This window comes from Parahaliea mediterranea, from assembly GCF_003402235.1.
Classification (GTDB): Bacteria; Pseudomonadota; Gammaproteobacteria; order Pseudomonadales; family Halieaceae; genus Parahaliea; species Parahaliea mediterranea.
The window spans coordinates 1-17,745 of record NZ_QEWO01000003.1 but is presented as its reverse complement, the minus strand read 5'-3'; the positions used below and the strand labels follow the sequence as shown (position 1 = coordinate 17,745).

Genomic DNA, 17,745 nt, shown 5'->3' with positions numbered 1-17,745 from the left:
CAGTAGAATATGCCCCCTTTGTCCACCCTCACTGCGCGGGAACCCCATCATGTCCGATATCAACAAGGTTGTACTTGCCTATTCCGGCGGCCTCGACACCTCCGTCATCGTGCGCTGGCTGCAGGAAACCTATCATTGCGAAGTCGTCACCTTTACCGCCGATATCGGCCAGGGTGAAGAGGTCGAGCCGGCCCGGGCCAAGGCCGAGGCCCTGGGCGTGAAGGAGATCTACATCGACGACCTGCGCGAGGAATACGTGCGCGACTTCGTCTACCCCATGATGCGTGCCAACACCCTGTACGAGGGCGAGTATCGCCTGGGCACCTCCATCGCCCGCCCGCTGATCGCCAAGCGCCTGATCGAGATTGCCAACGAGACCGGGGCCGATGCCATCTCCCACGGGGCCACCGGCAAAGGCAACGACCAGGTGCGCTTTGAACTTGGCGCCTACGCCCTCAAGCCCGGCATCAAGGTGATCGCCCCCTGGCGCGAGTGGGATTTGAACTCCCGCGAGTCGCTGATGAACTACTGCGAGAAGCACAACATTCCGGTGGACTTCTCCAGCAAGAAGAAAAAGTCCCCCTATTCCATGGACGCCAACCTGCTGCACATTTCCTACGAGGGCGGTGTGCTGGAAGACCCCTGGCAGGGCCCCGAGGAAGACATGTGGCGCTGGAGCGTCAGCCCCGAGGTGGCCCCGGACAGCCCCACCATCATTGAATTGGACTTCGAGCGTGGCGACATCGTTGCCATCGACGGCGAGCAGCTGAGCCCCGCCACCGTGCTGGAGCGCCTGAACAAAGTCGGCGGCGCCAACGGTATTGGCCGCGACGACCTGGTGGAGAACCGCTATGTGGGCATGAAGTCCCGTGGCTGCTACGAAACCCCCGGCGGCACCATCATGCTGAAGGCCCACCGGGCCATGGAATCGCTGACCCTGGACCGCGAAGTGGCTCACCTCAAGGATGCGCTGATGCCGCGCTATGCCGACATGATCTACAACGGCTACTGGTGGTCACCCGAGCGCAAGATGCTGCAAACCGCCATCGACGAAAGCCAGGTGCACGTCAACGGCAAAGTGCGCCTCAAGCTGTACAAGGGCAACGTGATCGTGGATGGGCGCCAGTCCGCCGACAGCCTGTTCGACGAGAGCATTGCCACCTTCGAGGAAGATGCCGGCGCCTACAACCAGGCCGATGCCGAGGGCTTCATCAAGCTGAACGCCCTGCGCATGCGCATCGCCGCCAACAAGGGCCGCAAGCTGCTCTGACCCTGCCGCCGGGGGTGGCTCACCCGCCCCCGGCCATGCCTGCCCCGCCCTGGGCGTGTTTTTCATGCCCCCATTGCATTCTCTGGTTCGTCTTCTACATTCTGCCCAGTGGTTACGAATCTGGCGTACATTGATCCCGATCGGGTTAAATAGCCGCTGAGCGCCGCAGGGAGCGGCCATTGGAGAACAGAGATGCCCAAGTCATCGGTCGCCGTGCTGCGACTCATTCTGCTGTCATTGCTGGCCCTGCCGGTTTTTGCCGCCCTGGCGCAGGAGGAGCACAGCCCGCAGGATGCCACGCCGGCGGCAGAGGCCGCTGCCACGCCCCACGCCTTCAGCGACTTCAGCCACAGCGACGGTGTGCGCATCGCCGATGTGGAACTGGACGGCGCCACCCTGTTCCGGGTGCGCGGTATCTCGGCCTTCCCGGCTACCGAGCGTGCCAAGCGCATACGCCAGCAGATTATCGCCATCGCCCGCAACCCTGATTTGGATGCCGCCGCGGGCCGTGCAGTGATGCAGGGGGATCGCCTGCGGCTGGACATCGACGGCGAACTGCTCGCCTACCTGCTGCCGGTGGATGCACAGATTGAAGAGGTGCCACTGGAAGTACTGGCAGAGGGCATCCTGCCGCGGGTCAGCGAGGCCATCACCAAGTACCGGGAGACGCGCAGCTCCCGCAGCCTGCTGCGCAGCACCGGCATGCTGGTGGCCATCACCGTGGTGGCCGGGTTGCTGCTGTGGGGCATTAATGCCCTGTTCCGCTGGCTCAACCGGCTGATCGAGCGGGCGGTGAAGCGCCGCATCGAGCGCATCGAGCGCGCCTCCCACCGGGTGATTGACGCGGCCCAGCTGTGGAGCTGGTTCGGTGGCCTGCTGCGGGGCGTGCGCACCCTGACCCTGGCCGCCATTGTGCTCACCTGGCTCAACAGCGCCCTGGGCCTTTACCCCTGGACGCGCCCCTTTGCCACCGACATCTTCCGCCTGCTGCTCAACCCCCTGCAAAAAATGGGCGTGGGGCTGATCGAATCACTGCCGGACCTAGTCTTCCTGGCGGTGCTGTATTTTGTGGTGCGCTTTGTGCTGTTGGCCACCCACAACTTTTTCCAGCGGGTGGACCGCGGCTGGATTCGCCTGGACAACTTCGACCGCGACTGGGCCATGCCCACCTACCGCATTGCCCGCATACTGGTGATCGCCTTCGCCCTGGTAGTGGCCTATCCCTATATTCCTGGGTCGGATTCCGAGGCCTTCAAGGGTGTCAGCATCTTCCTCGGGGTGGTGTTTTCCATCGGTTCCTCGTCCTTTATTGCCAACATGATTGCCGGCTACAGCCTGACCTATCGCGGCGCCTTCCGCGAAGGCGACCGGGTGCGCATTGGCGAGCACCTGGGGGAGGTGGTGGATGTGCGCGCCCTGTCCACCCGCATGCGCTCCCTGAAGAACGAGGAGATCAACATCCCGAATTCGGAAGTGCTGGCCAGCGCAGTGGTCAACTACAGCACCTTTGGCCGCGAGCAGGGCATCATCCTGCACACGGACGTGGGCATTGGCTACGACACGCCCTGGCGGCAGGTGGAGGCCATGTTGCTGGAGGCGGCGCGGCGCACCGAGGGGCTGGAGTCCGAGCCGCCGCCCTTTGTGCTGCAAACTGCCATGGGTGATTTTACCGTGGTTTACCAGCTCAACGCCTTCTGCCGCGACGCGACGGCCATGATGAAGCTGTACAGCGCCCTGCACGCCAATATCCAGGACGTGTTCAACGAGTACGGCGTACAGATCATGTCGCCCAACTACGAGCAGGACCCGGCCGAGCTGAAGATAGTGCCCAAGGAGCAGTGGTACGCCGCCCCCGCCAAAGCGCCGGAGGCTGCCAGCGACGCGCCGGAAGGCGGTGCAACGCCGGCGCCGCGCTAGTGTCATTAATAAAATCCAAATGGCCTTTATAGTGCTTTTGAAGTGCGCTTTTTACCAGGCCATGAACAACCCCCCGCTTGAACCGGGGCGTTAAAACGCCCTGAGCAGGCGTCCGGTCAGGGCGCCTCTGTCACAAAACTGCCACACTGCGTCACCTGGCTGTCACGCCGCTGTCATGCTGCCCGATTACTCTGCCGCCTTTTCCGGAGGTGCGCGGGGGCGCGCCCCGACCAAAAGACCATAGCGGGAGAGACAGTCACATGGGGATCATTACACGCCAACAACGGTGCGCGGGTTTGCCCGCGGCATTGCAGCCCGCTTGGGCAGCCCTGCCGCTGGCGGTGGCCAGCGTCACCTGCCTGCTGCTGGCACCGGAGGCCGCGGCGCAGCAGGGCAGTCGCAGCGCCAGCGACCTGCCGATTGAGGAGATTGTGGTGACCGGCAACAACGTGTACCGGGACCGCACCGAAGACATCAACCCGACGCTGGCCTATGGGCTGGATTTCTTCCAGCGCTTTGAGCCCTCCACTGTCGGTGAAATGCTCAAGCGTACCCCGGGCGTGGTATTTACCTCCGACGTGCTGGAATACGACGCCGTGCAGCTGCGCGGGCTGGATGCCGCCTACACCGAAGTGCTGATCAATGGCCGCCCGGTGCCGGGGCAGGGCGCCGACCGTACCTTTTTTGTGGACCGCATTCCCTCGGAGCTGGTGGAGCGGGTGGAGATCATCCGCTCGCCCTCGGCCGACATGAGCTCCCAGGGCGTGGCCGGCTCGCTGAACATTATTCTCAAGGACGGCGCCCAGCTGGAGGGCCTCACCACGCGCCTGGGCACCACCTACTACGATCAGGACGACCGCTTCCGCAACACCGGCTCGGTGGCCTACGCCGATGCCGGCGACAGCTACGACTTCTGGGTGGGCGCCAACGTGCAGGAGCGTCGCAACCCCAAGCAGAAGCTGGAAGCGTACTTTGACGACGAAGCCCTGGAAGGCTTTGCCTACGAGGACGATACCCGCGACGGCACCGACTCCTCCGTCAACGGCTCGCTGGGTTTGCAGCTGCCCGCCGGCAACCTGCGCCTGAATGGCTACTACGTCTACACCGACCGCAGCGAAGAGGAATACGTGCGCGAGTACGAGGGCGGGGTGGTTGATGTGGACGCCGCGGACCTTATCGCCATCGCCACCCAGAAGGAAGCCATCGACCAGACCAGCTGGGGCCTGGATGGCATCTATACCTTGCCGCTGGGTGAGGGTGAGCTGGCCCTGTCGGCGGCCATGTCGCACTTTGACGAGGACACCAAGAATTTCGAAACCGAGGAAGCGTTTGAAGGCGGCATCTCCCAGGGTATCGAGGAGGGCGAGGAAGCCCTGGACATCAAAGACAACAACTACGCCGCCGAGGCCAGCTACACCTACCCCCTGTGGGACGGCGGCGAGCTGAAAACGGGCCTGTCCTACAGCCTGAACGAGCGCGAGGGCCTGCAGGCCGGCTTCTTCGACGTGGATGCAGACATCGAGGAAACCCGCTGGGCGCCCTATGCCAAGCTGACGGTGGACATCACCGCGGCGCTGACCGTGGAAGGCGGGGTGCGCTACGACATTTACGAGCGCGACGTTGACAACGAAGACGGTGCCGCCAGCCAGGACGGGGAGGAAGTGCTGCCCTCGCTGAGCCTGCGCTGGGAGCTGACCGAGGCCACCCGCGTGACCGCCTCGGTGGCGCGCACCCTGCGCCGCCCAGAGTTCGATCTGGTGACCCCCTTCGAGGAAGACGAAACGCCGGATGACGACGATGCCACCATCGGCAACCCGGCGCTGGATTCCGAGCTGGCCTGGGGCTACGACCTGGGGCTGGAGCACCGCATTGCGAACCGCGGCATTGTTGGCATCAACGTTTTCTACCGCGATATCGAGGATGTGATTGAAATCACCGATACCGGCCTGCCCTACGACGGCGGCGACGGCAGCATCTTCACGCCGCAGAACATTGGCGATGGCACCGCCAGCGGTGTCGAGCTGGATATTTCCACCCCGCTGGACTTTATCGGCCTGGACAACACCGGCTTCTACGCCAACTACGCCTGGCTGGATTCAGAGATTGAAGACCCTTTCACCGGCGAGGACCGCGCCTTTCGCAACCAGCCGGACTACGTGTACAACATCAGCCTGACCCAGGACATCCCGGGCTTTGGCGGCGCCGGCATTTCCTACCAGCAGCGCGGTGATTCGCTGGCGACGGAATTCGAGGAATACGTGGTTACCGAGTACGACGGCAACCTGGAACTGTTCGTGGAGTGGAACATCACCGACAACTCGGTGCTGCGCCTGACCGGCACCAACCTGCTGGACCAGGAGAAGATCGAGTACATCCGCGACTATGGCGAGCCGATCAGCGAAATCCAGTACGAGGAATCCACCCCCACTTACAGCCTGGTGTGGCGCGCCGCCTTCTAGACTGACCGTTTGCATGCACCCGCGCCCCGTCTTCCCGCCTCTCCCCTGTCGCGGGTTGGCGGGGTGCGGGCCCTCACGCATAATGCCCCTTAGCGATTGCAGCAATGATTACAACAAGGCTGGCAACACGCCTTACAAAAAAAGGGGTAGGCGATGCGCACAATGCTTGTTTGGCTGGGGGGCGGCCTGGCGCTGCTGCTGTTCACGGCCATGGTGCTGGGGTGGTGGTTCCTGTCATCCGATGCGATAGACCCGCCTGCGTTGCCGGGCCAGCGCGTATCCGGCGAATTGGAATGGGACGGCCTGCAGCGCAGCTATCAGCTCTATGTGCCCGACGCCCTGCCTGCCGGTGCGCCACTGCTGATCCTGCTGCACGGCTCCCGTAGCAACGGGGCCGACATGGCGGCGCTCAGCTTCTACAGTTTTGAGGTGCTGGCCGAGCGCGAAGCGTTTCTGGTGGCCTACCCCAGCGGGGTGGAGCGGCACTGGAATGACTGCCGCGCCAGCGCCAGCTACAGCGCCAACCTGCGCAATATCGACGATGTCGGCTACCTGAAGGCACTGATTGCACAGCTTGCCGCCCAGTATGGGGTGGATGCGGGCCGCGTGTATGTGGCGGGTATGTCCAACGGCGGCCACATGGCCTACCGCATGGGGTTGGAAGCGCCCGAGGCGGTGGCGGGCATTGCCGCCTATGTGGCCAACCTGCCAGTGGCGGCCAACCGCGACTGCGGCGCCGCCGGGCAGCCCCTGCCGGTGCTGATCGTCAACGGCACCGACGACCCGGTAAACCCCTACGAGGGCGGCTTGGTGGAACTGTTTGGCGACGACAGCCGGGGGGAGGTGATCTCTGCCCGGGACAGCGCCGCCTACTGGGCAGCGCTGGCCGGCTACAGCAGCGATGGCCAGCACAGCGACTGGCCCGACCAGGTGGTGGACGACGATACCCGCGTGACCACCCTGCAGTGGCAGGGCCCAGGCCGCGCCAGCGTGGCGCTGGTGAGTGTGGAGGGGGGCGGCCATACCCTGGCCAACCCGGTGTTTCGCCTGCCGCGCCTGCTGGGGCGCACCAGTCACGAGTTTGATACCGCCGCCCTGACCTGGCAGTTCTTCACTGAGGGTGAAGTGCAGCGCCCCGCGGCGCTGGCTAAGCCTTTGGCCGGGGGCGAGTAGTAACGGGGCTTTTACTTCTGTTTGAAGACCTTGCCGCCCTTCATGACAAAGTCCACATCCAGCAGCTCTTCGATGTTATCCAGCGGCGAGGCGCTGTAGGCGACGATATCAGCCTGCTTGCCCACTTCCAGGGTGCCGAGGCTGTCGCTCATGTCGATCAGGTCGGCAGCGCTGACGGTGGCAGATACCAGCACGTCCATGGCGCTCATGCCGGCCTGTTTCATCAGCACCGCCTCCTTGGCGTTGTCGCCGTGTGCGGATACGCCGCTGTCGGTGCCGTAGGCAACTTTCACGCCGGCTTTATAGGCCCTGCCGAAGTTGTCCTTCATGTCGTTGCCCACGCGAATGGCTTTTTCCTTGATGGCGGGGCTCAGGAAGTCGGAGGTTTCCGCCATGGTTTTAACGGTGTCGCCGGCCAGCAGGGTGGGCACCAGATAGGCCCCGCTGGACTTGAACAGCTTGATGGCCTCCGGGCCGGTGTAGGTGCCGTGCTCAATGCTGTCCACTCCGGCCTTCAGGGCGGCGACAATGCCGTCCTCCTGGTGGGCGTGGCTGGCCACCTTGCGGCCCATGCGGTGGGCGGCGCGCACCACTTCGTCCAGTTCGTCCATCTCCATCTGCTGGCCGGTGCCGGTGTCGCGATCGGTCAGCACGCCGCCGGTGGAGGTGATCTTGATCAGGTCGGCGCCGTACTTGATGGCGTCGCGGGTGGCGCGGCGACAGTCGTAGGGGCCATCGCAGATGGATTTGTCGGTGTACAGCTCCAGCAACTCGTGCTTCATGCCGGAGACATCGTTGTGGCCGCCGGTAATGCCCACGCCGCCAGCGGCGATGATGCGTGGCCCATCAATCCAGCCGCGGTTGATGGCGTCGCGCAGGGCGTACATTTCCTGGCTCTTGGAGCCGGCGTCGCGCACGGTGGTAAAGCCGGCATTCAGGGTGCGCAGGGCAAACATCAGCGAGCGCATCTGCAACAGCTCGTCGGAGAACTTCAGGTCTTCACTGTCGCCGTTGGGGCCGAGTTCGCCCTGCAGATGGACGTGCATGTCCATTAGGCCCGGCATGACAAAGCGGTCCTTGAGGTCAATCACCCTGGCATCGGCGGTGCCAGCGGGTTGCTGGTAGCCATCCAGCACCTGGCTGATGCGCCCGTCCACCACCACCAGGGTCTGTTCCTTCTCTGGCTTTTTACCGGGGGTGGCCAATAGCTCGCCAGCATGAATCACCAGGGTTTGCGCCGGCGCGCCCTGGGCATGGGTGAACGGGGCTGTGGTGAGCAGGGCCGTGGTGAGCAGGGTCGTGGTGAGCAGGGCACTGCTGAGCAGGGCGCTGGTAAACACGGCAGTGCGGGCGCTCAGGTGAGCGAGGATTCGGGGACGGTTCATGGCGGGCTCCGCAGCAAAAGCTGGCAGCGTATAAAGGCCCCGGTTGCTTGTCAAAAGCCGGTGGCGCGATTTGTCCCTTGCCCCGGCGCAGATTGGTCTACCCTTGAGAGGCTGGGGCGTGGGGTTACCACTACTGGCTCTGCATGCTGTCGATAAAGGCGTTGCTGGCCGCGATGGATTTGCGCATTTCGGCAATCAGCAGATCAACGTCTCGGGCGATACCGTCGAATTCGGTCTTCAACGACGCCACCGCCTGGGCGTTGAGGTTGTGCTTGAGGAACAGCACATTGTCCTTCAGCGCTGTCAGCACCGGGTCCATGCGGGATTCCGCCTTGCGCATGGCGGCGAGCATGCCGGTATAGCGCTGGCGGGTTTCGCGCAGCTGGCGCTGGCTCTGGGCCTTGAAGCTGGCGTTCTGGTATTCGTCGATTTCCGCTTCCCATTCGTCGAACAGGGCCTCGGCGACAGATTCCACCGCGTTGATGCGGTCGTGCACATTCTGCGCGGCCGTGACGGAATCCTCGTATTCGTCGTTGAGGTCTTCGTACACGTCCTGCAGATCGCCGCCGTCAAAGCCGACCACCGCCTGGAAGTGCTCCAGCGCGGATTCGAACTGTTCCTCCGCGTCCTCCTGTGCGTCGCGAGAGCTTTCCACCCGGTCGACCAGAATGTCGCGTTTGTGAATGCCGACCTGTTCCGCGGCGGAATAGTAGGCCGACTCACAGCCGGCAAGGCTGACAAGCAGGGCTGCGGAAGCGAGCAGAGTGCGCATGGTGATCTCCTGTCGGGTGCAGCGAAGAGTATAAAGGGAAGAGTATAAAGCGCAGAGTATATAAAGAATCGTGGCATAACAGCCAATGTGCGGCCTTCCTCTGTAATTTTTGCAAAGCCAGTGTAGTGCTTACAAAAAATCACCCGCTGTAGCCTGCACCGGCTCACGGTGCAGTTGCGGTGGTATTTGGCTGGCGCCGCGCAGCCACTGGGTTTGGCGCTTGTTTTACCCTGTTTGGCCAGTGTTGGTATGCCGCTTGCATTGACTGAGTTACGGAAACTGAAACCGGCCGTTGCGGTCGATATGCACCACAACCCTGCTTATTAAGGAGCAACATTATGAAATCTCTGTTTGCCATGCTGTTCAGCGCGCTGATGATGGTCGGTATTGCCGGCTGTGACGACAACAACATGGAAGATGCCGCCGACAACCTCGGTGACGCCGTGGAAGATATGGGTGATGCCGCCGAGGACGCCTGCGAAGAAGCCACCGACGAGAACTGCTAATTCCCTGCGAATATTCCCACAGTAACAACGGGCGCCCGTGAGCCGGGCGCCCGCGCAACCTTGAGAATGCACAGGAGATAGAACATGACAGCGACCAACTTCACCGTACCCGGCATGGACAAGGCCACCGCAGACAAGGTAATTGCCATCCTGGACAAGCGCATGGTGGCGCTTATTGACCTGGGCCTGACCCTCAAACACGTGCACTGGAACGTGGTGGGGCCGAACTTCATCGCGGTGCATGAAATGCTCGACCCCCAGGTGACCGCAGTGCAGGAAATGGTGGACGCCGTGGCCGAGCGCATTGCCACCCTGGGTGGCATTCCGGTCGGCACGCCAGCGGCCGTGGTCAATCGCCGCGACTGGGACGACTACTCCCTGCAGCGAGCGCTGGCCACCGAACACCTGGCGGCGCTGGATGTGGTATACACCGGACTGATCGAGGATCAGCGCAGCGCAGTGGGTAAACTGGGCGAACTGGACTCCGTCTCGGAAGACCTGCTAACCGGGCATACCGGCGATCTGGAACTGTTCCAGTGGTTCATTCGTGCCCACCTGGAATCCTCTGGCGGCAAACTGCCCACCGAAGGCGTGGCGACAGAAAAAGGCGCCGCCGGCAAAGTGTCCTGACCTTAAGGGTGTCCTGACCATAAGAGTGGCTTGATAGAGCCTGGATAGAACCTGGATAGAACCTGGCGCCAATGGCCGGGGCATGTGTACCCCGGCCTGGCAGCTCAGCGTGTGGCTGTGCCGCAGGTTGAACCCCAGCTCAGATGCTGATGCTTCTCCTGCCGGTTCCCCTTCCCCATTTTTAACATTCCCCCTGTATTGCAATCATTGCATTGGCGGGGGTTGTGCCAAAATCATTCCAGATCAGAAGGCAGGCGGGGCGATGCCAGCAGCGCGCTGAACTTCTGCCAGCGCTGTTCGCTGGAGTGGGTGTCGCGTTCGATATAGGCCTTCACCAGTGCCTTGCCCCAGTTGTAGTTGATGACGTAGGCGCCATAGGTGTCGATAAACCGCACAGATTGCTCGGCGCGGCTGTGGCTGGTGGGGCCGTAGGTCTGGGACAGGGCGATGGCCTGCTCGCGGTCTATTTCGCCGTTCAGGTACTGGCGGGCAATCTCGTTGCGGGCGTAGCTCAGCTCTGCCGTCAGCGCCTGCACCTCGTCATAGCGCTTCGCGGTGGTGGGGTCCAGCCCGGCCAGCGGGTAGAGCACCTCCTGCTCGAAGCGCAGTTTTTCCTTGCCGGGAAAAGCCAGCTCAATGCCGTAGTTGGCACTGCCCTCGGCAATCAGCGACTGGGGGCTGAACAGTGGGTAGACACTGAACTCCACCCAGCCGCGCTGTTGCACAAAGGTGGATTCAAGCAGGGCATTGTAGGTGTGGTGGCCGGGGTAGCCCTCGTGGCAGCCCAGGTCGATGGCGCGGTCAATGCGAACCGGCAGGTCGGTGTTCACCTGAATCAGGCTGTGGGCCTTGCCCTCATACCAGTTGTAGCCGCTCCAGGGCTGGTCGGTGACATATTCCAGGCGAAAGCTCTCACCCTCGGGCAGGGCAATGTGCGCCAGGGTGCGCTCGCGGCAGGCGTCAATGGCCGCCTCGAAGACGGCGGGCAGTTTTGCCCGGGGGATGTCGAACTGGCGCTGGAAGGCATCCACCCGCTCGTGCAGGGGGCCGTCGCCGGGCAGCAGGGCCGCCAGCTGTGCCAGGGTGCTGTCGAAGGAAGACAGCTCACGCCGGGGCGGCGCGGTGTCGTACAGGGCCCGGGCCTCGGCGTCGAAGTCGCGCGGTGCTTTGCTGCCGAAGCGGCCGGCGTAAGCGGCCAGCGCGCCAAGCTGGGTGCGCAGGTAGTTCACGCGCAGGGCTTCAAGCGCGGTGTCGGGCGCTGTCGCAGCCTGTTCATCCGCCGCCGGCAGCTGCGCTTGCAACTGGCGGGCGGTGGCGGCAATGGCCGCCGGGGCGGGCGGCGCTTCCGCTGCCTGCTGGCGCCATTGTGGCGGGCCGTAGTAGGCATCTACGTAGCCCTCATCGTGCTCGCCCATGGCCAGCACCAGGCGCACATATTGCTGTGCTGTTTCGTTCACGCTGTTCTTCACAGCATTATTCTCGGTGCTGGCCTGGCAGGCGGCGCTGGCCGCCAGGGAAACGGCAAGGGCCGGGAGCAGTGTGCGTAGCATGGGAGTCATCCTGCATGGAAAAGCCCTGATTATGCCGCCGCCGGGGTGGCCAGGGCCACAGCGATGGCAGAGGCGTGCGCTGTGCGGCGCGGGTATTCACGCTGCGCCTGTCGCGCTCCACGCATCCGGCAGGTGGCGGCGCAGGTGGGTGAGAAAGGCCTGGTGCTTGCGCGCCAGCTTGCCGTGGGGGTAGGCCAGCCAGATGGGCATGGCCGGCGGCTCCCAATCCTCCAGGCAGCGCTGGAAGCAGCCGGGGTGAGCGCGCAGGCGCAGCTGGGCCTGCCAGTTGGGGATGATGCCCAGCCCCTGGCCGGCGCAGATGGCGTCCGCGTGCAGGACCAGCTGATCCGACTGCATGCGCGAGGGCGGCAACGCCACCGGCACCTGGGCGCCATCGGCGGACTCCATGACCAGGGTGTCGCTGGCGCTGCCAAGCAGGTGAATCCACTGGTGGGTCTGCAGGTCCCTGGGGTGCTGTGGCTGCCCGTGCCGCTGCAGATACTCTTGGCTGGCATACACGCCCTGGCTCAGCAGGCTCAGGCATTCCTGCCGCAGGGGGTGCGGGGGTAGCTCGCCCATCCACAGGAACACCGTGTCCCGCCAGCGCTCGGCGTCCTGGCCGAGATAGGTTCGCAGGGTGACGCTCACTTCAGGATAAAGGCGCATGAACTCGGCGATCACCCCGCCCAGCCAGCCACGCAGCAGGCCGTTGTCCACGTACAGCGCCAGCTCGCCCTGGGCGACCTCGCTGAGCCGGTCCAGCTCGTCCAGGCCCTCGTCCGCCAGCTGCAGAATGCGGGTGCCAACGTGGTAGAACGCGCGCCCGGCCTCGGTGGGGATGAGCCGGTTGGACTCCCGCTTGAGCAGCAGGTGGCCAACGTCAGCCTCCAGCTTTTTGAGATGGCGGCTCAAGGTTGACTTGGGTAGCTGCAGCTCGCGGGCGGTGGCGCTGAGGCTGCCGCTGGCGACTACGGCGACGTAACTTCGCAGCTCTTTCCAGTGGGGCATGGCGGTTGTCGGCTCCGGTTGGGCGCAGGCAGTGTTCCGGATTGCGGAACGCACTGTTCGGGCATTCTAGTCTATTTGTCGGTAATAGGAAGCATTATCATTCGCGCCCTTGTTGTTATCCATAGGGGAATTGAGACATGCGTTCACTGTTGACCGCCCGGGCCGTGCGCTGCGCCGGCCTGCCACTACCGCTGGTGCTGATGGCGCCGCTGGCGATGTCCGACACGGCTGGGCTTGCCCATGAGCGGCAGGACAACATGGAAGAGATCGTGGTGACCGCCGCCGGCCACCAGCAGCGCATTATCGATGCGCCGGCCTCTATTTCTGTAATCTCCCAGGAGCAGCTGCGCAAGGAGTCCTACACCACCATTGTCGACGCCATGCGCGACATCCCCGGTGTGTACGTGACCGGCGGTGGCAACATGCAGGACATCAGCATCCGCGGCATGGACGACAAATACACCCTGTACCTTGTTGACGGCCGCCCCATTTCCGCAGGGCGCTCGGTGAACACCAACGGCGCCGACGGCGGCAAGCAGATCGGCCTGCCACCGCTGGCGATGATCGAGCGGGTGGAAGTGATCCGCGGCCCCATGTCCTCCCTGTACGGCTCCGAGGCCATGGGCGGCGTGGTGAACATCATCACCCGGACCACACCGGATGAGTGGGGCGGCAGCATCGCCGGTGACTTTACCCATTCCATGAACGACATCAGCAGCGACGCCTACAACTCCGACTTCTACCTCGGTGGCCCACTGGTGGATGGCGTGCTGGGCCTGGAGTTGAACGGCAGCTACCAGCACACCGACGAGAGCGAGTACTACGGTGGTGGCGATTCCGCCGCCAGCCGTCCGGATGCCGACACCGTCCGCCTTGGCGGCAAATTGAACTGGGCACTGAACGATGCCAACCGCCTGGGCTTTGCCTACGACGAATCCAACATGGAGTTCAGCCACACGCCGGGCAAGTCCATTCCCGAGGATTCCGACGGCTCGTCCTACGAGTACGAGAAAAAGCTCTACACCCTGACCCACGACGGCAGCTACGGCCAGCTCACCACCACCACCTACCTGCAGCAGGACCTGTCCGAGCGCGTGCAGACCGAAGACAAGCAGGAAGAAATTCTCATCCTGAACTCCCAGGCCACCTATGCCGGCGAGCGCCACATCTACACCTTTGGCGGGCGCTACAAAACTGAAGAGCTGGTGGATGAAACCAACGGCCTGCTGGACGCCAACGTGCCGATTGCCTCCGATACTGTGGACCGCTGGATTGGCGCCGTGTTCGCCGAGGCCGAGTGGAACTTCATCGAGAACCTGGGCATCACCACCGGCCTGCGCTACGACGACGACGAGCAGTTCGGCGCCCACTGGTCACCGCGCCTGTACGCCAACTGGCACAGCAGCGACAACCTGACCTTCAAGGGTGGTGTGTCCACCGGCTACACCCAGCCCTCCCTGGCCGAAGCCACTGCCGGCTTTGGCCGCGGCACCGGTGGCGGCGGTTCACCCAACCTGACCCCCGACGGCCAGCCCATCTCCCGCGCCCTGATCATCGGCAACCCCGACCTGGAGCCGGAAACCAGCGTGAACTACGAGCTGGGCTTTATCTACAACAACCGCGACCTGGGCCTGAACACCAGCGTGATGGCCTTCCATACCACCTTCAAGGACAAGATCGCCGAGGACCGCTACTGCACCAGCGAAGGCGTGGACCGCAACGACTACCAGAACTACCAGTGCGCGTTCAGCGGCAACACCTACTACTTCCTGAGCACCCGCATGAACATCGCGGAGGCAGAAATGCAGGGGATAGAAGCCTCCGTCAACTACTGGCTCACCGACAGCCTGCAACTGAAGGCGGACTACACCTACACCGACTCCGAGCAGAAAACCGGTGACTTCGCTGGCGAGCCGTTGAACAAAATGCCGAAGCAGATGGCCAACGTAACCCTGAACTGGGACGCCACCAGCAAGCTCAACCTGTGGGGTCGGGCCAACTACCGCGGCGAAACCACCGACTACCTGGGCCGCACCTCAATGACCGATGGCACCCCGCAGTACACGCTGATGGACATCGGCGCCATGTACCGCCTGAGCGACAGCCTCAAGCTCATGGCCGGCCTGTACAACGTGGCCGACAAAACCATTACCAACGACAACTACGGCGTGGTGCTGGATGGCCGCCGCCTGAATGTCAGCTTCAACCTGGACTTCTGAACCTTGCAAGTGCAGTTGTCAACAGGCCCGGCAGCGTCGGGCCTGTTGCGTTTACAGACCGCGACAACAAGTCGGCACAGGGGGCTGACACTATGACCGCCACACGCAGCAGTGCCCTTGATGTACTGACCCGCGTTGTCGCCGCCGGCCCCGGCGGTTACTGCCTGTCGATGATTGTTTGCATCTGGCTGGTGCGCCTGCTGCAGCTGTCTTCGCAGGAGGGGCGTCAGTTGGTCAACGTCCTGTTTTTTGTTGTCTACCTGCTGGTGATTATGTGGGTGTTTGCCGTTGCCCGCAGTCGCACGGCGGCGCTTGGGGTGGCGCTGCCCACCCTGGCCCTGTTCGGCCTGCACCGGCTGGTGGCGGGGGAGTGGGCGTGAAAGGTTCCTTCCGCGAATCCATGACCTGGCTGCACACCTGGAGCAGCCTGGTGGTCGGCTGGCTGCTGTTTGCCATTTTCCTGACTGGCACCGTGGTGTTCTTCCGCAGCGAAATCAACTACTGGATGGCGCCCGAGCTGCACGTTTCCCAGCCGGGCCCCGGCTCCGCCCAGGTGGCTTACGATTACCTGGCGCGCAAGGCGCCGGAGGCAGAGCAATGGCAGATCCAACTGCCCACCACGCGCGAGCGCGCCCTGCAGGTGCGCTGGCGCAACCCCGGGGAGCCGGGCGGCCGGCGGGGCGGCCACAGCCAGGCCCTGGATGCCTCCACCGGCGCAGAACTGGCGCCGCGGGATACCGACGCCGCCAACTTTCTCTACCGCTTTCATTTCCAGTTGCACGGCATCCACTGGCTGCCGGGGCGGATCATCGTCGGGATCGCCTCCATGCTGATGTTCGTCGGCATCATCACCGGCATTGTCGCCCACAAGCACATTTTCAAGGACTTTTTTGCCTTTCGTACCCGCAAGTCGTTGCGTGGGCTGCTGGACGGCCACGCCATTACCGCCGTGTTTGCCCTGCCGTTTCACTTCATGATCACACTGAGTGGCCTGGTGCTGCTGGCCGGCACCTTGGTGTTCTGGAACAACGAAGGCGGGCGCGGCCGCGGTGCAGAGCCGCCGCCGGCACCGGTACAGTCATTCACGCCGGCAGATGGCGACCTGCCACTGGCGGCGATGCTGGCCACCACCGAAGCCCGCTGGCAGATGCCGGTGCGCGCCATCGCCATCCAGCACCCACTCACCAGTGCCGCCAAAGTGGAAGTGGATTCCAGCTACCGCTCAGGCGTCACCTCCGGTAGGGGCGGTGGCGCCAGCCTGGTGTTCAATGCCGCCGGCGAAATACAGAAGGAAAACCCGGGGGCGTGGGCGGACAACGCTATCGCCGCCACCTGGAATGCCCTCAGCATCCTGCACCAGGCGCGTTTTGCCGGCACCCTGCTGCGCTGGCTGTTCTTCCTGGCAGGCGTGCTGGGTTGCGTCATGATCGCCACCGGCCTGGCCTACTGGGCGAAAAAGCGGCGCAAACAGCTCGGTGGCCGCTTTGGCTACGAGCTGGTGAACGCATTGAACATCGCCGGCGTTGCCGGGCTCTGTATCGCCACCGCCGGCTTCTTCTGGGCCAACCGCCTGATCCCCGTCGCGGCGGAAGATCGCGCCAGCCTGGAAATCAGCGCCTTTTTCCTCATCTGGCTGGCCGCGCTCGCCCATGCCGCCTGCCTGCGCAGCCGGCGCGGCTGGGTTCACCAGTTCGCCGTGGCGGCACTCCTGTATGCCCTGATCCCCCTGCTCGACAGCCTCACCTCGCCTGTCAGTTTGGTGGGCGCCTGGCGCCAGGGTGACTGGCTGCGCCTGGGTTTTGACCTGACCTGCTTTGCCACCGGCGTGGCCTTTGCCGTGGCTGCAGCCATCCTGGCGCGCGGTGCAGTGCCTGCAGCCCGGGTGGCGGCTGCGCCCGCCGCAAACCGCGGGCGCAGCGCGCCCCTGGCGCGGGAGGGAGCGGCCTGATGGCGCTGGATTTTGTGCTTGCCCTTGCCCTCAGCACCCTGGCTTTCCTGCACTTTGCCTACGCCAGCAGCAGCTATTATCGGGCGCTGAACGGGCGCGCGCGAACGCCGCTCGCCTTCTGGATACTGCAGGGCGTGGCGTGGGCACTGCTGCTGGCATCGGTGCTGCCCTGCGTCCGGCGCTGGGAGCTCGAGATCGGGCTGACCACCTGGTTCGGCACCATCACCGTGGCGGTTCTGGTCGTTGCCGTGCTGGTCAACTATCGCTGGTCCCTGGTCGCTCTCAGCTGGCGCCTGAACCCCCTGGCCCAGCTGTTCAAAGCGCTGCCCGAGGCGGGCGAGCAGGGCAATATTGGCCGTGGGCGCGGGGTAGAAAATCGGGGCGTAGAAGTACAGGAAAGGGCTTGACTTGCCCCGGCGAATTCCTCAAAATTCGCGCCTCTTTGGGACTGCCCAGTCCCGTCGCTGATGTGGCTACGTAGCTCAGCTGGTTAGAGCACAGCATTCATAATGCTGGGGTCGGTGGTTCAAGTCCACCCGTAGCTACCACCTCCCTCCCGAATAGCAGGCTCTACCCCATAAACAATGGGATGGACTCCTCCTCACCCATATTCGGCATCTAAGTGCCAGACTGGAAGTGTTGGAGACCAGTCACGAGAGAGGAGGAGCCCAACATGCAGATTATTCGAGTCGGCGTAGATTTGGCAAAAAACGTCTTTCAGGTTCACGGTGTCGATAGCCGCGAACGACCTGTCTGGCGGAAGAATCTAAAACGAAGCACATGGCTTGCCGAGATACAGCGCCGTGTCCCCTCTGGCGCTGAAATCGGGCTTGAAGCCTGTTCTGGCGCGCACCATTGGGGTCGACAACTAATCGCACGCGGTTATCAGGTCAAATTGATAGCCCCGC

14 protein-coding genes, 1 tRNA gene and 1 pseudogene are annotated in these 17,745 nt (G+C 63.6%); 12 read left to right on the top strand and 4 right to left on the bottom strand.

The annotated features are described in order from the left end of the window. Nucleotides 1-49: 49 nt before the first annotated feature. From DDZ17_RS09470 to DDZ17_RS09455, 4 genes are all read left to right on the top strand, one after another. Complete coding sequence (locus tag DDZ17_RS09470) at nucleotides 50-1,270, top strand: argininosuccinate synthase (protein WP_116366241.1); 1,221 nt, start codon at nucleotides 50-52, stop codon at nucleotides 1,268-1,270. Nucleotides 1,271-1,462: 192 nt separating this feature from the next. Further along, nucleotides 1,463-3,187, top strand: a complete 1,725-nt coding sequence (locus tag DDZ17_RS09465; RefSeq protein WP_116366239.1) for a mechanosensitive ion channel family protein — start codon at nucleotides 1,463-1,465, stop codon at nucleotides 3,185-3,187. Nucleotides 3,188-3,447: 260 nt separating this feature from the next. Continuing rightward, nucleotides 3,448-5,646: a TonB-dependent receptor plug domain-containing protein gene (locus DDZ17_RS09460; RefSeq protein ID WP_116366237.1), complete on the top strand. Its 2,199-nt coding sequence runs from the start codon at nucleotides 3,448-3,450 to the stop codon at nucleotides 5,644-5,646. A gap of 153 nt (nucleotides 5,647-5,799) precedes the next feature. Then, nucleotides 5,800-6,819 (top strand): CE1 family esterase, encoded by a 1,020-nt coding sequence (locus DDZ17_RS09455; RefSeq protein ID WP_116366235.1) that lies wholly within the window; start codon nucleotides 5,800-5,802, stop codon nucleotides 6,817-6,819. Nucleotides 6,820-6,830: 11 nt separating this feature from the next. On the opposite strand, the gene DDZ17_RS09450 is transcribed toward DDZ17_RS09455, so the two are convergent. Beyond that, nucleotides 6,831-8,204, bottom strand: a complete 1,374-nt coding sequence (locus tag DDZ17_RS09450) for a metal-dependent hydrolase family protein (protein ID WP_116366233.1) — start codon at nucleotides 8,202-8,204, stop codon at nucleotides 6,831-6,833. Between the two features lie 130 nt (nucleotides 8,205-8,334). Further along, nucleotides 8,335-8,976 carry a DUF2959 domain-containing protein gene (locus DDZ17_RS09445; protein ID WP_116366232.1) on the bottom strand — a complete coding sequence of 214 codons (642 nt, stop codon included), beginning with the start codon at nucleotides 8,974-8,976 and terminating at the stop codon, nucleotides 8,335-8,337. A 338-nt stretch (nucleotides 8,977-9,314) separates the two neighbouring features. Between DDZ17_RS09445 and DDZ17_RS22630 the strand changes: the two genes are divergently transcribed. After that, entirely contained in the window at nucleotides 9,315-9,482 is a 168-nt protein-coding gene (locus DDZ17_RS22630; protein WP_170150195.1) for a hypothetical protein, read from the top strand. A gap of 84 nt (nucleotides 9,483-9,566) precedes the next feature. Then, entirely contained in the window at nucleotides 9,567-10,112 is a 546-nt protein-coding gene (gene dps, locus DDZ17_RS09440) for a DNA starvation/stationary phase protection protein Dps (protein ID WP_116366230.1), read from the top strand. Between the two features lie 233 nt (nucleotides 10,113-10,345). On the opposite strand, the gene DDZ17_RS09435 is transcribed toward dps, so the two are convergent. After that, a complete protein-coding gene (locus DDZ17_RS09435; protein WP_116366228.1) occupies nucleotides 10,346-11,662 on the bottom strand; it encodes a hypothetical protein in 1,317 nt (438 codons plus the stop codon). 96 nt (nucleotides 11,663-11,758) lie between these two features. Further along, nucleotides 11,759-12,670 (bottom strand): LysR family transcriptional regulator, encoded by a 912-nt coding sequence (locus DDZ17_RS09430; RefSeq protein ID WP_116366226.1) that lies wholly within the window; start codon nucleotides 12,668-12,670, stop codon nucleotides 11,759-11,761. 137 nt (nucleotides 12,671-12,807) lie between these two features. Here DDZ17_RS09430 and DDZ17_RS09425 point away from each other — a divergent pair, with 137 nt between their 5' ends. From DDZ17_RS09425 to DDZ17_RS22705, 6 genes and pseudogenes are all read left to right on the top strand, one after another. Beyond that, a complete protein-coding gene (locus DDZ17_RS09425; protein ID WP_206613509.1) occupies nucleotides 12,808-14,889 on the top strand; it encodes a TonB-dependent receptor domain-containing protein in 2,082 nt (693 codons plus the stop codon). A 92-nt stretch (nucleotides 14,890-14,981) separates the two neighbouring features. After that, nucleotides 14,982-15,269: a hypothetical protein gene (locus DDZ17_RS09420; protein ID WP_116366224.1), complete on the top strand. Its 288-nt coding sequence runs from the start codon at nucleotides 14,982-14,984 to the stop codon at nucleotides 15,267-15,269. Next, the gene (locus tag DDZ17_RS09415; protein WP_157976560.1) at nucleotides 15,266-16,837 is read left to right on the top strand and encodes a PepSY-associated TM helix domain-containing protein; all 1,572 of its coding nucleotides are present in this window, start codon (nucleotides 15,266-15,268) and stop codon (nucleotides 16,835-16,837) included. Before DDZ17_RS09420 ends, DDZ17_RS09415 begins: the two co-directional genes overlap by 4 nt. Then, complete coding sequence (locus DDZ17_RS09410; RefSeq protein ID WP_116366221.1) at nucleotides 16,837-17,244, top strand: DUF3325 domain-containing protein; 408 nt, start codon at nucleotides 16,837-16,839, stop codon at nucleotides 17,242-17,244. The genes DDZ17_RS09415 and DDZ17_RS09410 overlap by 1 nt, the downstream gene beginning before the upstream one ends. A gap of 64 nt (nucleotides 17,245-17,308) precedes the next feature. Beyond that, nucleotides 17,309-17,385, top strand: a tRNA-Met gene (locus tag DDZ17_RS09405). Nucleotides 17,386-17,510: 125 nt separating this feature from the next. Further along, nucleotides 17,511-17,745, top strand: a pseudogene (locus tag DDZ17_RS22705) (IS110 family transposase); the annotation flags it as partial.

What these genes read in the sequence shown, in the direction of transcription:
- DDZ17_RS09430 (WP_116366226.1), bottom strand. Translation starts at nt 12,670, where the DNA reads ATGCCCCACTGGAAAGAGCTGCGAAGTTACGTCGCCGTAGTCGCCAGC.
- DDZ17_RS09465 (WP_116366239.1), top strand. Translation starts at nt 1,463, where the DNA reads ATGCCCAAGTCATCGGTCGCCGTGCTGCGACTCATTCTGCTGTCATTG.
- DDZ17_RS09420 (WP_116366224.1), top strand. Translation starts at nt 14,982, where the DNA reads ATGACCGCCACACGCAGCAGTGCCCTTGATGTACTGACCCGCGTTGTC.
- DDZ17_RS09450 (WP_116366233.1), bottom strand. Translation starts at nt 8,204, where the DNA reads ATGAACCGTCCCCGAATCCTCGCTCACCTGAGCGCCCGCACTGCCGTG.
- DDZ17_RS09410 (WP_116366221.1), top strand. Translation starts at nt 16,837, where the DNA reads ATGGCGCTGGATTTTGTGCTTGCCCTTGCCCTCAGCACCCTGGCTTTC.
- DDZ17_RS09435 (WP_116366228.1), bottom strand. Translation starts at nt 11,662, where the DNA reads ATGCTACGCACACTGCTCCCGGCCCTTGCCGTTTCCCTGGCGGCCAGC.
- DDZ17_RS09455 (WP_116366235.1), top strand. Translation starts at nt 5,800, where the DNA reads ATGCGCACAATGCTTGTTTGGCTGGGGGGCGGCCTGGCGCTGCTGCTG.
- DDZ17_RS09425 (WP_206613509.1), top strand. Translation starts at nt 12,808, where the DNA reads ATGCGTTCACTGTTGACCGCCCGGGCCGTGCGCTGCGCCGGCCTGCCA.
- DDZ17_RS22630 (WP_170150195.1), top strand. Translation starts at nt 9,315, where the DNA reads ATGAAATCTCTGTTTGCCATGCTGTTCAGCGCGCTGATGATGGTCGGT.
- DDZ17_RS09445 (WP_116366232.1), bottom strand. Translation starts at nt 8,976, where the DNA reads ATGCGCACTCTGCTCGCTTCCGCAGCCCTGCTTGTCAGCCTTGCCGGC.
- DDZ17_RS09460 (WP_116366237.1), top strand. Translation starts at nt 3,448, where the DNA reads ATGGGGATCATTACACGCCAACAACGGTGCGCGGGTTTGCCCGCGGCA.
- DDZ17_RS09470 (WP_116366241.1), top strand. Translation starts at nt 50, where the DNA reads ATGTCCGATATCAACAAGGTTGTACTTGCCTATTCCGGCGGCCTCGAC.
- dps (WP_116366230.1), top strand. Translation starts at nt 9,567, where the DNA reads ATGACAGCGACCAACTTCACCGTACCCGGCATGGACAAGGCCACCGCA.